We start from the raw sequence: 13,138 nt of genomic DNA, 5'->3' as shown, positions 1-13,138 counted from the left end.
GGTCAGGCCTGCTCCTCCTCTAGGAGGTTGCGCGTCTTGGAGAAGTCGAGCGGGATGCCCGGGCCCATCGTCGTGGAGACGGTGGCCTTCTCGATGTAGCGGCCCTTGGAGCTGGCCGGCTTCAGACGCAGGATCTCCTCGAGCGCGGCGGCGTAGTTCTCGACGAGCTTGGCCTCGTCGAAGGACACCTTGCCGATGATGAAGTGGAGGTTCGCGTGCTTGTCGACGCGGAACTCGATCTTGCCACCCTTGATGTCGGCAACAGCCTTTGCGACGTCCATCGTCACGGTGCCGGTCTTCGGGTTGGGCATGAGGCCGCGCGGGCCGAGCACCTTGCCGAGACGACCGACCTTGCCCATGAGGTCAGGGGTCGCGACGACGGCGTCGAAGTCGAGCCAGCCACCCTGGACCTTCTCGAGCAGGTCGTCCGAGCCGACGTGGTCGGCGCCGGCCTCACGGGCGGCCTCGGCCTTGTCGCCGTTGGCGAAGACGAGGACGCGGGCCGTCTTGCCCGTGCCGTGCGGCAGGTTGACCGTGCCGCGGACGGCCTGGTCGGCCTTGCGGGGGTCGACGCCGAGTCGCATGGCGACCTCGACGGTCTCGTCGTACTTTGCCTTGGCGGTCTGCTTGGCGACGCGGACGGCCTCGAGCGGGGCGTAGACCTTGCCGGCCGTGACGAGCTCGGCGGCTGCGCGGTAGTTCTTGCTGCGCTTCATGGAACTGCTCCTTGCGTGGTGGTGGAGTCGTGGTGCGGACCAGCGCTGGTCCTCCCACGTGGCCGACGGCATACGGTCCGTATGCCGTGCGGCCGGGGTGACGTCGAGCTCGGAGCTGGGCTCAGAGCTCGGTGTCGATGCCCATCGAGCGAGCGGTGCCGGCGATGATGCGTGCCGCCATCTCCTCGTCGTTGGCGTTGAGGTCTTCCATCTTCTGACGGGCGATCTCGAGGACCTGGTCGCGCGAGAGCTTGGCGACCTTGGTCTTGTGCGGCTCGCCGGAACCCTTGGCGACGCCAGCAGCCTTCTTGATGAGCTCAGCGGCCGGCGGGGTCTTCGTCACGAAGGTGAACGAGCGGTCCTCGTAGACCGTGATCTCGACCGGGATGACGTTGCCGCGCTGGGCCTCCGTCGCGGCGTTGTACGCCTTGACGAACTCCATGATGTTGACGCCGTGCTGACCCAGGGCGGGGCCGACGGGCGGGGCGGGCGTGGCCTGACCGGCCTGGATCTGCAGCTTGATGAAGCCGGAGACCTTCTTCTTGGGGGGCATGGGTGCCTACCTTCTTCGTTGTGGACCGACGCCATGGGCGATGACCCGGTTGCATGCCGGAGCGGGATGCCGCACCGAACGTGGTGGGACCTCGCTCAGATCTTGGCGACCTGGGCGAAGGAGAGCTCGACCGGGGTCTCCCGGCCGAAGATGGAGACGAGCACCTTGAGCTTCTGGGTGTCGGGGTTGATCTCGGAGATCGTCGCGGGCAGGGTCTCGAAGGGCCCTTCCATGACGGTGACGGACTCGCCGACCTCGAAGTCGACGACGCGGACGTCCTTGGGAGCGCCGGTGCCCGACGCGGCCGCGCCGTCGGCGCCGGCAGCGGCCTCGAAGGTCGGCGCGAGCATCGTGAAGACCTCGTCGATCGACAGCGGCACGGGCTGGTGCGCGTTGCCGACGAATCCGGTGACGCCCGGCGTGTGGCGCACGGCGCCCCAGCTCTCGTCGGTGAGGTCCATGCGGACGAGGACGTATCCGGGCATCCGGACGCGGCGGACCTGCTTCTTCTGGCCGTTCTTGATCTCGGTGACCTCCTCCATGGGGACCTCGATCTCGAAGATGAAGTCCTCCATGTTGAGGGTCTGGATGCGCGTCTCGAGGTTGGCCTTCACGCGGTTCTCGTAGCCGGCGTAGGAGTGGATGACGAACCAGTCGCCGAAGCGGCTGCGCAGGTCGGCCTTGAAGTCCGCGACCGGGTCACCGCTGCCCTGGGCAGCCGGCTCCGCGTGGTCGGACTCGGCGTCCCCGGCGTCCTCGGCGTCCTCGTCGGACTCGTCGGATGCCTCGGACTCGGCGCCGGCCTCGAGGTCGTCACTCACGTCACTCGCGTCGGAGTCGGTGTCCCCAGCACCCGACTCGACGTCGGACGCCGAGAGGTCGTCGGTCTCGACCGCGGGGTCGACGACGTCGCTCTCGGTGCTCTCGCCGTTCGGGGCGCCCTCGTGGGCGAACTGCTCGGACACGCTCTGACCTACTTCCATGTTCGTGGACCAGCCGGTGCGGGCTGGCGGTGACATCCGTGACGCGGGCCGCAGGACTGGTGCGTCAGGTCGGCGAACCCGTGAAGAGCCAGGAGACCAGCCGGCTCAGCACGAAGTCGAGCCCTGAGACGAGCGCCATCATGATCACGACGAACACGACCACGACGGTCGTGTAGCGCACGAGCTCAGGTCCCGTCGGACGCACGACCTTGCGCAGCTCGTCGAGGATCTGGCGCACGAAGAGGCTGATCGCGCCGAAGAGACGCGAGACGGGGTTGCCGCCGCGAGCCTTGTCGGCCCGGCCGGACCCGCGCTTGGCGCTCGTCTCCGTCACGATTCCTTCTTTCTGCCTGGGTGTCGACCCGCGACAGGAGCCCGGACGCGTGGTGTCCCACGTCTGGGCAGAAGCCGCGTGCCGCCTTGCACGACGACCACATCACTGGGATGCGCAGGGCAAGAGGGACTCGAACCCCCAACCGCTGGTTTTGGAGACCAGTGCTCTACCAATTGAGCTATTGCCCTTCACCGAGGACGTTGGGTGTCTTCGGTGGGACGGCATGCGTCAGCATGGCCAGCGAAGCCGTCCGAGGGACGATCATACGGGACGGACACGTCCCAGCGCGAACCGACCCGGAACACCCCTGCGACGCCCTCGGTGGACCCTCTCGAGACCAGCGACCCGGCATACGGACTCGGGCGCCCGGGGACACTGAGGCAGTGGCAGGATCGAGACGTGACGAACCCGCGCACCTCCCTCGCGTCCCTGTCCGACGACGACCTGGCCGGCTTCCTCGCCGAGCAGAGGTCAGCCTACGCGTCGCTGGAGTCGCGCAATCTCAAGCTCGACCTGACGCGGGGCAAACCGTCGGCCGCGCAGCTGGACCTCGCGAACGACCTGCTCCACCTGCCCACGTCGACCAAGGACCGCAACGGTGTCGACGTGCGCAACTACGGCGGTCTCGAAGGGCTGGCCGAGCTGCGCGAGATCTTCGCCGAGCTGCTCTGGGTCGAGCCGTCCCACGTGGTCGCCGGCGGCAACTCGAGCCTGACGATGATGTACGGCACCATCGTCGACTTCCTCCTCTTCGGCGGAGTGGACTCCCCGCAGCCCTGGAACCGGGAGGAGAAGGTCCGCTTCATCTGGTCCCCACCTACGCCAACCCCTCCGGCGCCGTCGTGTCGCGGGAGGTCGCCGCGCGCCTGGCAGCCATGCCGGCCGCAGCACCCGACTTCACGATCTTCTGGGACAACGCCTACGCCTTCCACCACCTCACCGAGGAGGAGGCGAAGAGCGCCGACATCCTCAGCCTCTGCGCCGCCTCCGGACACCCGAACCGACCGATCATGTATGCGTCGACCTCCAAGATTACCTTCGCCGGCGCCGGTGTGGCCGTCCTGGCGGCCAGCGAGGCCAACGTGAAGTGGTACCTCGGGCACCTCGCGATGGGCTCGATCGGGCCCGACAAGGTGAACCACCTGCGTCACGTCGAGTTCTTCCGCGACGCCGATGGCGTCCGGGCGCACATGCGGCGGCACCGCGAGATCATCGCGCCGAAGTTCGCCGCCGTCGACGAGGCCCTGACGACCGGCCTCGACGGTCTCGACGTCGCCGAGTGGAGCCACCCGACCGGCGGCTACTTCGTCAACCTCGACGTGCTGGACGGCACCGCCTCACGCGTCGTCGCCCTCGCCAAGGAGGCCGGCATCGCGCTCACGCCCGCCGGCGCGTCCTTCCCGCTGGGCAACGACCCCCGCGACCGCAACATCCGCCTCGCGCCGACCTTCCCGGTGCTCGACGAGGTGCGCACGGCCATGGCCGGCGTGGCCACCTGCGTCGCCCTCGCCGCCGCCGAGAAGCTGACGCACGAGCGTGCCGCGGGGGTAGGGGCAGGGGGCGACGGCGCGACAGCGTCGGAGCACGACGCCACGAACCCTGCCACCGAAGGAGTCTCGCGATGAGCGACACCGGTCCCAACGAGAACATCTCCGACGACCTGACGACCTACAGCGTCGACGACGAGGACCAGCTGCAGCCCGAGGACACCCTCGAGGACGGCGACCTCGACGACGTGCTCGACCGCGGCTACTCCCCCAACGACCGCCCGCAGGGGGTCACCGCCCACGGCACGACCGCCTACGAGGAGTCCGTCGACGAGACGATCGACGAGCGCATCCGCCAGGAGGTGCCCGACCCGGACTCGGCCTACGGCGCTCCCGACAACGAGAGCGGCCTCGATGGCGACCGCGTCGGCGGCGACGACCCCGACTCGATCGACGCCGAGGACGACTGGCTCGGTGACCACGAGGTGGGCGACGAGCGCGCCGGCCGCCTCGTCGCGGACGACGAGGGCGCCCACGAGGACGACGAGAAGCAGGTCTGGGCCAGCGACGTGKGTGTCGACGGCGCCGGGGCGTCGGCTGAGGAGGCCGCCATGCACGTCGTCGACGAGATCGCCGTCGAGCCCGACGACGTCTGAGCACGCCTCACGACGCCTGGCGACCCCGGCGTCGCCTGCGGAGGGCGACCCCGCGGGGGGTGACACACTGACGCGCATGACACGCTCGGTGCGGCACCTCCCCAAGGCCCACCYGCACCTGCACTTCACGGGGTCGATGCGGATCGACACGGTGCGTGACCTCGCGGCGACGCATGGCATCCGACTGCCCGACGCCCTCGTCAGGGACTGGCCGCCGCGACTGGCCAAGGCCACCGACGAGCGCGGGTGGTTCCGCTTCCAACGGCTCTACGACGCCGCCCGGGCGTGCGTGCGCGGCGAGGCCGACATGCGTCGCATCGTGCGTGAGGCCGCTGCGGACGACGTGGCCGAGGGGTCCCGCTGGCTCGAGCTACAGGTCGACCCCACGTCGTACGCCCCGTTCGTCGGTGGCATCACGCCGGCCCTCGAGATCGTGCTCGACGAGGCCCGGAAGGTGTCTGCGGAGGGCGAGATCGGGGTGGCCCTCGTCGTCGCGGCGAGTCGGATGCGCCACCCCCTCGAGGCGCGGACGCTCGCCCGGCTCGCCGCCCACCACGCCGGTGACGACGCAGGGGCCGTCGTCGGCTTCGGGCTGTCCAACGACGAGCGGCGGGGGCTCGTCGCCGACTTCGCGCCGGCCTTCGCCATCGCGCGGCGCGCCGGCCTCGCGCTCGTGCCCCACGGCGGCGAGCTGCTCGGCGCACAGTCGGTCATGGAGACGCTCGAGCACCTCGACCCCGACCGCATCGGACACGGCGTGCGCAGCGTCGAGGACCCCCAGGTGCTCGACGCGGTCGCCGAGGCCGGCGTGACGCTCGAGGTCTGCCCGGGCAGCAACGTCGCCCTCGGGGTCTATACCCACGCCGGCGAGGTGCCACTGCGTCGCATCATCGACGCGGGCATCCGAGTGGCTCTCGGGGCGGACGACCCGTTGCTCTTCGGCACGCGCCTGCTCGCGCAGTACTCCGCCGCCCGCGACCTCGGTCTCGACGACGCCGAACTGGCACGCCTCGCTCGAGGCTCCCTCGAGGGGAGCCGTATGCCGCCCTCCCTGCGGCAGGCTGCGCTCGCCGACGTGGACGCGTGGCTCGCCGCTCCGGCGTGACGTCGACCGCGCCCCACGATCGGGTCGTACGCGGACGGAACGGGCGGCGACCAGGTGGTCAGGGCGGTCGCCGCGGCCCGTCGAGTTTGCTCAGGATCGGTGCGCCCGGTCATGCTGGAGGGGAGATGAAGACTTCTGCCCTTGCCCCCGCACGCCCATCGACCGCCTCCCGCGCCCAGCTGCGACGTCTCGCCGTCGTCCGTCTCGTCGCCCCCGTCGTCGCGCTCGCGGCGTGCAGCGGGGGATCCGCCGCGACCGCGGACCCGACCGCACCGACCGCCACCAGCCCGGTCTCGACCAGCCCTTCGGCCTCGTCGACCGCGTCGACCGCGCCGACCGCGCCGACCGCGTCGACCCAAGTGACTCCGCCCGTCGACCGGGCGGTCTCCACGGCGATCACGGCAACGATGAAGGACCCTGATCTCGGACACACCATCACCGTCAACCGCATCGTGCGGCGCTTCTCGTGGCCTGCCGGGCAGCCTGTCGGCGCAAAGCAGTTCGAGATCGTGGGCGTCTTGGTGACCCTCACAGCAGGCTCGCGCTACTCCGCCTCGATCTCCCCCTCGATGCTCTCCCTCGTGGCCGCAAGTCCGGCCCAGACGGTCGCCCCGACGTCCGAGTTCGCCAATCGGTGGGGCGCCACCCCGTTGAAGGCCGCCAGCCGATCCCAGAGGACCGGCGGGTGGATCTTCTTCAAGGTCAACCGCGGCACCACAAGCGCGTTGAGCCTGGCTTTCAACAGGCCGCCCTACACCGTCAGCACGACCGGCAAGAAGCTCCCGCCGAAGACCTTCTCCGTCACGCTGACGAAGTAGCCCTCGACGCCGTGCCGGTCAGGGTCCGCGCCTGCGTCGGACCCTCCGGCGCACGACAGGCTCGGCATGCCTCAGAGCTGCTCGCCGACGATGACGGGTTCGTTCACGAGCGTGACCCCGAACGCGTCATGCACCCCGTCGCGCACCTGCCGCGCCAGGGCGAGGACGTCGTCGGTGGTCGCGCCGCCCCGGTTGGTGACAGCCAGGGTGTGCTTCGTCGACAGCGCCGCCGGCGCGGGCAGCCCGAAACCCTTGGCGAAACCGGCGTGCTCGATGAGCCAGGCCGCGCTCGTCTTGAGCCGGCCGTCGGGTTCGGGGAAGCGCGGCGCGGTCGGCCCCTCCCAGCCGAGCCGCTCACCGACCCGCTCGTCTAGCCCGTCGAACTCCCGGCGAGTGAGGATCGGGTTGGTGAAGAACGACCCGCAGGACCACGTGTCGGGGTCGGCGTCGTCGATCACCATGCCGCGGGCCCGGCGCTGCTCGAGGACCGCGTCGCGGGCGTCCGAGAGGGGGACGCGCGTGCCGAGCTCGACCCCCAGACCCTTCGCCAGGGCGGCATACGCCACCGGTCGGCTGAGGTCGGCGACCTCGAACTGGAAGAGGACGTCCAGCACGACGTAGCGCGAGTGGCCCTTGAAGCGCGAGTGGCGGTAGGTGAAGGCGCACTCCGCGTTCGGGAAGGTGCGGACGGCCTGCTCCTGCCGGTCCCACGTGCGCACCTGGGCGATCGTCTGCGAGACGTCCTGGCCGTAGGCGCCGACGTTCTGGACGGGGGTGGCCCCCGTGCACCCCGGAACCCCGCTCAACGCCTCGACACCGGCCCAACCCTCGACGACGGCTCGGGCCACGACGTCGTCCCACACCTCTCCGGCAGCGACCCGGACCACCGCACCCCCGCAGTAGTCAGCGGACTCGGGAGTGATGCCGGAGGTGGCGACGTGCACGACCGTGCCGTCGAAGCCGTCGTCGGACACGATGAGGTTGGAGCCACCGGAGAGGACGAGCAGAGGCTCGTCGGCGTCGTCGACCTCGCGCACGGCGTCGACGAGCTCGTCGGTGGTCTCGACGGTCACGAGACGAGACGCCGGGCCGCCGACCCGCATCGTCGTGAGGTCGGACAGGGGGACGTCGTGTTGCTCACGCACGAGGTGGACCCGCCGCCTCAGTCGAGGACGGCGACGGCCAGGGCGCGGCCGAGGACCTTGTCGCCGCCGCAGGTCGCCGTCAGCTCGACCGTGACGCGCCGGGTCTCGGGGTCGGCAGCCTTGACGACGCCGGAGACCTCGATGTCGGCCCCGGTCTCGTAGGGCACGACGACCGGCTTGGTGAAGCGGACGCCGTACTCGACGACGCGCCCGGCATCGCCGACCCAGTCGGTGACGAGGGCGACCGCCGAACCCATCGTGAACATCCCGTGGGCGATGACGTCGGGCAGCCCGACCTCCTTGGCGAACCGCTCGTCCCAGTGGATGCGGTTGCGGTCGAGCGAAGCCCCGGCGTACTGCACCAGACGGGCACGGTCGACGTGGACCGTCAGCGGGGGCAGCGCCTCGCCGACCGAGACCTCGGAGAAGGCACGGACGGTCGCGGGCGTCGGGGTGCTCTGCTGGGCAGTCATCACTCGCCTCCTCGGATGACGATGGTCGACGTGGCGGTGCAGACGGCCTCGCCCTGCTCGGTGGCGAGCTCGGTGCGGGTCGTGACCATGGCGTGGCCACCGGTCTCGCGCACCGTGTCGACGTGCAACGTGCCGACGACGGCGTCGCCGGCCGTCAGGGGCCGGTGGTGGGTGAAGCGCTGCTCACCGTGGACGACGCGGGAGAAGTCGATGCCGGCCTCGGGGTCGCGGATCAGCTGCGCGTCGCACTGCTGGGCGATGAGCACCGCGAACGTCGGCGGCGCGATGACGTCGGCGTAGCCGTGCGCTCGCGCCACGTCGGCGTCGACGTGCACCGGGTCGGAGGACCCGACCGCCTCGGCGAACTCGCGGATCTTGGCGGCACTGACCCGATAGGTCTCGGTGGGCGGGTAGACCCGGCCCTGGAAGTCTGCGTTCACCGGCATACGGGCACCCTATCGACCCGCGCCGACGTGAGCCTGCCGCGTCCACCGCACCCCGCCGACGTCAGGAACGACAACGCTCCCCCGGCCCGGGTGGGCCGAGGGAGCGGTCGACGGGCGTCGTGCTCAGCGGGTCTCGCGGTGCTCCGTGTGCTTGCCGCACTTGGGGCAGAACTTGTTCATCGCGAGACGGTCGGGGTTGTTCCGACGGTTCTTCTTGGTGATGTAGTTGCGGTCCTTGCAGTCCACGCACGCCATCGTGATCTTGGGACGGACGTCGGTGCTCTTGCTGGCCACGGCAACCTGCTCTTTCGGGAACGTACTCGGGTGTTCGGTCGTCTTGCGACGGGAGTCGCGCGGCGCGTCACGCGTTCCGGGCAGCATCCCGGAGTGACACGCAGGCGCGACGTCCAAGGTTACGCGACACCCCGATGATTCGAGAAATCGAATCCGTTGCGCGCGGAAGTGGTAGCGGGAGCGGGGCTCGATCCCGCGACCTCACGATTATGAGTCGTGCGCTCTAACCAGCTGAGCTACCCCGCCATGGGCTGTCGCCCTCCGGCCGCGCCGCGGCTGCGACCCGGACCGGAGACCGACCGACCAGAGCCCCAATAGGGAATCGAACCCTAGACCTTTTCCTTACCATGGAAACGCTCTGCCGACTGAGCTATTGGGGCACGGCCGACACCGAGAACACGTCACGAAAACGCCTTCAGGTCGACCTGTTGTGCGACGGCGAGACTACACGGTCGGCGCCGAGGATACGAAATCGAGGCCCCCGGCGGGGTGTCCCCCGCAGGCCCGTCACCGATCGTCGCCACGGCCATCGTCCCGGGTCTCGTCCCGGGTCTCGTCAAGGGCGTCGAGCGCCTCCTGCGCCGCGGCCTCCTCCCGCTCTCGCCGATCGCGTATGCCGCCTGCTTCGTCGAGCTCGCCCGTCACCTTCTCGAGCCGCGCTCTCGCGGTGGCGAGTCGCCGTTCGAGGTCGGCGATGCCCTCCGTGACCTCCTCCTGGCGGGCGGTGAGGACCGCGACCTGGCGGTCGGCGGCCCGCAGCTCGGCGCGGGCGGTCTCGAGCGCCGACTGGAGCCGCGCCCGCTCGGCGGTCCGACGGCTGCGGCGCCGCTCCTCGAGGTCGACGGGATCGCCTCCCCCTCCCGGCAGCACGGAGAGCGACGGCCGCGGCGCCCTGTCGTCGCGCCCCTCGTCCCCGACCTCTCCGAGGGCGACGACGTCCGCGACGTCGACGGAGCCGAACCCGGAGTAGCTGAGGGCCTTGACGAGGGACCCGGTGAGGACCGACGCCTCGGCCTCCTCGTCGGCGATGAGGGCCGTCAGCGTCTCGCGCACCTCCTGGGCGACGCCGGCACCGAGCTTCTGCCCCTCCTGCGCCGCGACCTCGGCGATGCGGTCGGCGAGGGCGTCGACGCGCTTGGCCCGCTCGCGTCCGAGGAGGCGCAGCTGGTCGGCGTCCAGGGTGCGCTGTGCCTCGCGGAGCAGGTCGGCGAACGACCGGAGCTCGCCGACCTCCTCGCCGTGCTCGCGCACGAAGTGGTTGACCGCCCAGGCGGCCACCGTCGGCTTGCGCAGCGCACCGATCGAGGTCGCCAGGTCCTTCTCACCGGCGGACTTCGCCTCGGCCACCAGCTCGGAACGGAGCGGGGTGAAGCGAGCGGGCGGGACGGCATACAACTGCTCGACGGCGGCGCGCAGGTGCAGGATCACCCTTGCATCCTTCCGCAAACCGGCTGGTACAGCCCGTCACGAAGGGGCAGTCTGGGCGGGTGATCTGGATCTGTGCCACGTGTGCCGTAGAGACCGACGACCTGCCCACGCCGCCCGTCGAGTGCGCCGTCTGCGAGGACGAGCGGCAGTGGGTGCCCGAGGACGGGCAGCGTTGGACCACCGTCGGCGAGCTGCGCGAGGCCGGGACCCGGATCACCGTCTCGGAGGTGGAGACGGGTCTCTGGGGCCTGTGCGCGACGCCGGCCGTCGGCATCGGCCAACAGACGATGGCCGTGGGCACCCCTGAGGGCGTGCTGCTCTTCGACTGCGTCGGCTACGTCGACGAGGCGGCGCTGGACTTCGTGCGGTCGCTCGGGCCGACGCTGGCGGTGGCCGCCAGCCACCCGCACATGTACGGCGTCCAGACGGAGTGGGCCCGGGCGCTCGGCCGCGTGCCGGTCCTCGTCGCGGCCCCGGACGCCGAGTGGGTGCGCCGGCGGGACCCGCTCGTCGAGCTCTACGACGAACGGCGGGAGGTCGCACCCGGACTCACCCTCCACCGGGTGGGTGGGCACTTCCGTGGACAGGCCGTCGTCGAGTGGACAGCGGGCGCGGAGGGACGGGGCGTGCTCCTCGCGGGCGACGCCGTCTTCCCCAACCCGGACCGCCGGTCGGTGAGCTTCATGCGCAGCTATCCGAACCGGATTCCTCTGTCGGGCAACGTGGTCCAGCGCATCGCCGACCAGCTCGAGGGATTGCACTTCGACCGGCTCTACAACAACTTCGGCGCCGTCGTGCCGTCGGACGCCAAGGCCGTGCTCCGACGCTCGGCGGACCGCCACGCGGCGTGGGCGCGGGGAGACTTCGACCACCTGACGTGAGTGACCGCATCACTCGCCGTCGAGCGAGGACTCCTTGTGCGCGGCCTTCGCACCGGTCTTGCTCGACGCCACGATCCAGTAGGGCTCGGCCTTCGACGCCTTGAACTGCTGGCCGTCGAAGGTGAACTCGGAGACGCGCTTCTCGACGGCCGTGCCAGTGGTGCGGCCCTGCGAGGTGTTCCAGTGGACGGTGTCGCCTTTGCTGATCGCCATGGCCCCGATCACAGCACGCCTGGCCCGTCTGTGCCAGAGGCGCCTCGACCGGGTAGGTGCACGAGCGACGGCGTCGTCCGGCGCCGCCTCACACCTGTTGGAGGAGCAGCCATGAGCGACAACCCGCTGGACCCCGTGAGCGACGACCCGACGACCGAGGGGCCCGCTGACGGGGGCGCCGACACGAGCGCCGAGGACGGTGGCGCCGACGGCGGCGCCGACACCGACGCTGACACTGAGGGCCCTGCTGACGGCGGAGCCGACACCAGCACCCACGACGGAGGCGCCGACGGTGGGGCCGGAGCGGACCCGACCACCTCGATCTGATGTCCGCTGGCACGACGAGCCGAGTGTCCGCGCAAGAGCGTGGGCACTCGGCGCTCCAGTCCCTGGTCGCCCTCGACGCGGACACATTCGCCCGCGACCACTGGGCGCACACGCCTGTGGTCACTCGAGCATCCGACCTGCCCGGAGGGCTGCTCGAGCTCTTCGACGAGAGCTCGGTCGACGAGCTCGTCTCGCGGCGCGGCCTTCGCGCCCCCTTCCTCCGGGTCGCGCAGAACGGCCGGACCCTCGGCGACCGGGAGTTCACCCAGGGCGGCGGGGTCGGCGCCTCGGTCGCCGACCAGGTGAGCGACGACAAGCTGCTCAGCCTCTTCGCGAGCGGAGCGACCCTCGTGCTGCAGGGGCTGCACCGCACCTGGGGTCCGCTCATCGACTTCGCCCAGCAGCTCGCGGGGGAGCTGGGCCACCCCGTCCAGGCCAACGCCTACGTCACCCCGAGTGAAAGCACCGGCTTCAGCGACCACTACGACGTCCATGATGTCTTCGTGCTGCAGATGGCGGGTGAGAAGCATTGGCGTGTCAGGTCGCCCGTCCACCAGGCACCGCTGCGGGACGAGCCGTGGACGGACCACCGCCTCGAGATCGAGGAGGCCGGGCGGCGCGCGCCGGACCTCGAGTTCACGCTCCGCCCCGGTGACGTCCTCTACCTCCCCCGCGGGTGGATCCACTCGGCGACCGCCGCGGGCGGCGTCAGCACCCACCTGACCCTCGGTGTCCATGTCTGGACCCGACGCCACGTCGCGGACGAGCTCGTCTCGCTCGCCCTTGCAGCCGCCAGCCGCGACGAGCGGGTGCGTGCCTCGCTCGACGTCTCACCGACGGGCTTCGACCACGACGCCATCACCCCGGACGTGGACCTGGTGCGCGCCGCCCTGGTGCGCGCGCTGGACGCGATCGAGCCGGCCGCCGTGGTCGACGCCCTCGAGGCGCGAGCCCGTGGCACTCAGCGTCCCGCCCCCATCGGGCCGCTGGCCCAGGTGGCGGCAGCCGAAGCGCTTCAGCCGGACACCTCACTCGTGCTCCGGCCGCACGTTGGGGCGCGTCTGGTCCCTTCAGGTCACGGCCCCGCGACCCTGCGCAGCCGGCTTGCCGACTTCCCGGTCGATGCGCACGACGTCGGCACGTTCGTCGCGCTCGTCGCGGGCGGGGTGCTGCGCGCCGACATGGTCGGTCTCGACCTCGCCCGGCGACTCCTGCTCGCCGGCCTGGTCGTCCTCGCCGACGACTGACGGGCAAAGATGGCCACTCGAGGTGGCAGAGG

Annotated in this window: 16 protein-coding genes, 3 tRNA genes and 1 pseudogene; 7 read left to right on the top strand and 13 right to left on the bottom strand. The window is 70.8% G+C overall.

Annotated elements, in window-relative coordinates; all coding sequences use genetic code 11:
- Window positions 1-2: 2 nt before the first annotated feature.
- The 5 genes from rplA to AC1DP0_RS12295 all read right to left on the bottom strand — a co-directional run bounded on the left by rplA (window position 3) and on the right by AC1DP0_RS12295 (window position 2,774).
- Window positions 3-716: a 50S ribosomal protein L1 gene (rplA, locus tag AC1DP0_RS12315; RefSeq protein ID WP_478084845.1), complete on the bottom strand. Its 714-nt coding sequence runs from the start codon at window positions 714-716 to the stop codon at window positions 3-5.
- Between the two features lie 121 nt (window positions 717-837).
- Window positions 838-1,269 carry a 50S ribosomal protein L11 gene (rplK, locus tag AC1DP0_RS12310; protein WP_188032349.1) on the bottom strand — a complete coding sequence of 144 codons (432 nt, stop codon included), beginning with the start codon at window positions 1,267-1,269 and terminating at the stop codon, window positions 838-840.
- 95 nt (window positions 1,270-1,364) lie between these two features.
- Window positions 1,365-2,234 carry a transcription termination/antitermination protein NusG gene (gene nusG / locus AC1DP0_RS12305; RefSeq protein WP_478084844.1) on the bottom strand — a complete coding sequence of 290 codons (870 nt, stop codon included), beginning with the start codon at window positions 2,232-2,234 and terminating at the stop codon, window positions 1,365-1,367.
- 82 nt (window positions 2,235-2,316) lie between these two features.
- Window positions 2,317-2,586: a preprotein translocase subunit SecE gene (gene secE, locus AC1DP0_RS12300; protein ID WP_478084843.1), complete on the bottom strand. Its 270-nt coding sequence runs from the start codon at window positions 2,584-2,586 to the stop codon at window positions 2,317-2,319.
- Window positions 2,587-2,701: 115 nt separating this feature from the next.
- Window positions 2,702-2,774, bottom strand: a tRNA-Trp gene (locus AC1DP0_RS12295).
- A gap of 16 nt (window positions 2,775-2,790) precedes the next feature.
- On the opposite strand from AC1DP0_RS12295, the pseudogene AC1DP0_RS12290 reads away from it, so the two are divergent.
- The 4 genes and pseudogenes from AC1DP0_RS12290 (at window position 2,791) to AC1DP0_RS12275 (ending at window position 6,652) form a co-directional block, all read left to right on the top strand.
- Window positions 2,791-4,211, top strand: a pseudogene (locus AC1DP0_RS12290) (PLP-dependent aminotransferase family protein).
- Window positions 4,208-4,729 carry a DUF5709 domain-containing protein gene (locus tag AC1DP0_RS12285; RefSeq protein WP_478084842.1) on the top strand — a complete coding sequence of 174 codons (522 nt, stop codon included), beginning with the start codon at window positions 4,208-4,210 and terminating at the stop codon, window positions 4,727-4,729. Before AC1DP0_RS12290 ends, AC1DP0_RS12285 begins: the two are co-directional and overlap by 4 nt.
- A gap of 76 nt (window positions 4,730-4,805) precedes the next feature.
- Window positions 4,806-5,834 (top strand): adenosine deaminase, encoded by a 1,029-nt coding sequence (locus AC1DP0_RS12280; RefSeq protein ID WP_478084841.1) that lies wholly within the window; start codon window positions 4,806-4,808, stop codon window positions 5,832-5,834.
- 125 nt (window positions 5,835-5,959) lie between these two features.
- Window positions 5,960-6,652, top strand: a complete 693-nt coding sequence (locus AC1DP0_RS12275) for a hypothetical protein (protein WP_478084840.1) — start codon at window positions 5,960-5,962, stop codon at window positions 6,650-6,652.
- A 71-nt stretch (window positions 6,653-6,723) separates the two neighbouring features.
- On the opposite strand, the gene AC1DP0_RS12270 is transcribed toward AC1DP0_RS12275, so the two are convergent.
- The 7 genes from AC1DP0_RS12270 to AC1DP0_RS12240 form a co-directional block, all read right to left on the bottom strand.
- Window positions 6,724-7,797: a UDP-N-acetylmuramate dehydrogenase gene (locus AC1DP0_RS12270; RefSeq protein WP_478084839.1), complete on the bottom strand. Its 1,074-nt coding sequence runs from the start codon at window positions 7,795-7,797 to the stop codon at window positions 6,724-6,726.
- 17 nt (window positions 7,798-7,814) lie between these two features.
- Window positions 7,815-8,270, bottom strand: coding sequence for a MaoC/PaaZ C-terminal domain-containing protein (locus AC1DP0_RS12265; RefSeq protein WP_478084838.1), 456 nt, complete (start codon window positions 8,268-8,270; stop codon window positions 7,815-7,817).
- Complete coding sequence (locus AC1DP0_RS12260) at window positions 8,270-8,716, bottom strand: FAS1-like dehydratase domain-containing protein (RefSeq protein ID WP_478084837.1); 447 nt, start codon at window positions 8,714-8,716, stop codon at window positions 8,270-8,272. Before AC1DP0_RS12260 ends, AC1DP0_RS12265 begins: the two co-directional genes overlap by 1 nt.
- Before the next feature lie 123 nt (window positions 8,717-8,839).
- Window positions 8,840-9,010 (bottom strand): 50S ribosomal protein L33, encoded by a 171-nt coding sequence (rpmG, locus tag AC1DP0_RS12255; RefSeq protein ID WP_034801502.1) that lies wholly within the window; start codon window positions 9,008-9,010, stop codon window positions 8,840-8,842.
- A gap of 169 nt (window positions 9,011-9,179) precedes the next feature.
- Window positions 9,180-9,256: transfer RNA gene (locus AC1DP0_RS12250), tRNA-Met, on the bottom strand.
- A 61-nt stretch (window positions 9,257-9,317) separates the two neighbouring features.
- Window positions 9,318-9,390 (bottom strand) — tRNA-Thr (locus AC1DP0_RS12245).
- Between the two features lie 127 nt (window positions 9,391-9,517).
- Window positions 9,518-10,438, bottom strand: coding sequence for a hypothetical protein (locus tag AC1DP0_RS12240; RefSeq protein WP_478084836.1), 921 nt, complete (start codon window positions 10,436-10,438; stop codon window positions 9,518-9,520).
- A 59-nt stretch (window positions 10,439-10,497) separates the two neighbouring features.
- Between AC1DP0_RS12240 and AC1DP0_RS12235 the strand changes: the two genes are divergently transcribed.
- On the top strand, window positions 10,498-11,319 hold the full coding sequence (locus AC1DP0_RS12235) for an MBL fold metallo-hydrolase (RefSeq protein WP_478084835.1): 822 nt from the start codon (window positions 10,498-10,500) through the stop codon (window positions 11,317-11,319).
- A 9-nt stretch (window positions 11,320-11,328) separates the two neighbouring features.
- Here the strand turns inward: AC1DP0_RS12235 and AC1DP0_RS12230 are convergent, their stop codons facing one another.
- A complete protein-coding gene (locus AC1DP0_RS12230) occupies window positions 11,329-11,532 on the bottom strand; it encodes a hypervirulence associated TUDOR domain-containing protein (RefSeq protein ID WP_478084834.1) in 204 nt (67 codons plus the stop codon).
- Between the two features lie 111 nt (window positions 11,533-11,643).
- Between AC1DP0_RS12230 and AC1DP0_RS12225 the strand changes: the two genes are divergently transcribed.
- Window positions 11,644-11,859 carry a BatC protein gene (locus AC1DP0_RS12225; RefSeq protein WP_478084833.1) on the top strand — a complete coding sequence of 72 codons (216 nt, stop codon included), beginning with the start codon at window positions 11,644-11,646 and terminating at the stop codon, window positions 11,857-11,859.
- 23 nt (window positions 11,860-11,882) lie between these two features.
- Window positions 11,883-13,106, top strand: coding sequence for a cupin domain-containing protein (locus AC1DP0_RS12220; RefSeq protein WP_478084832.1), 1,224 nt, complete (start codon window positions 11,883-11,885; stop codon window positions 13,104-13,106).
- Window positions 13,107-13,138: the final 32 nt, after the last annotated feature.

Source organism: Terrabacter sp. P5_B1 (assembly GCF_056400505.1).
This window is presented reverse-complemented; position numbering and strand designations above follow the sequence as displayed.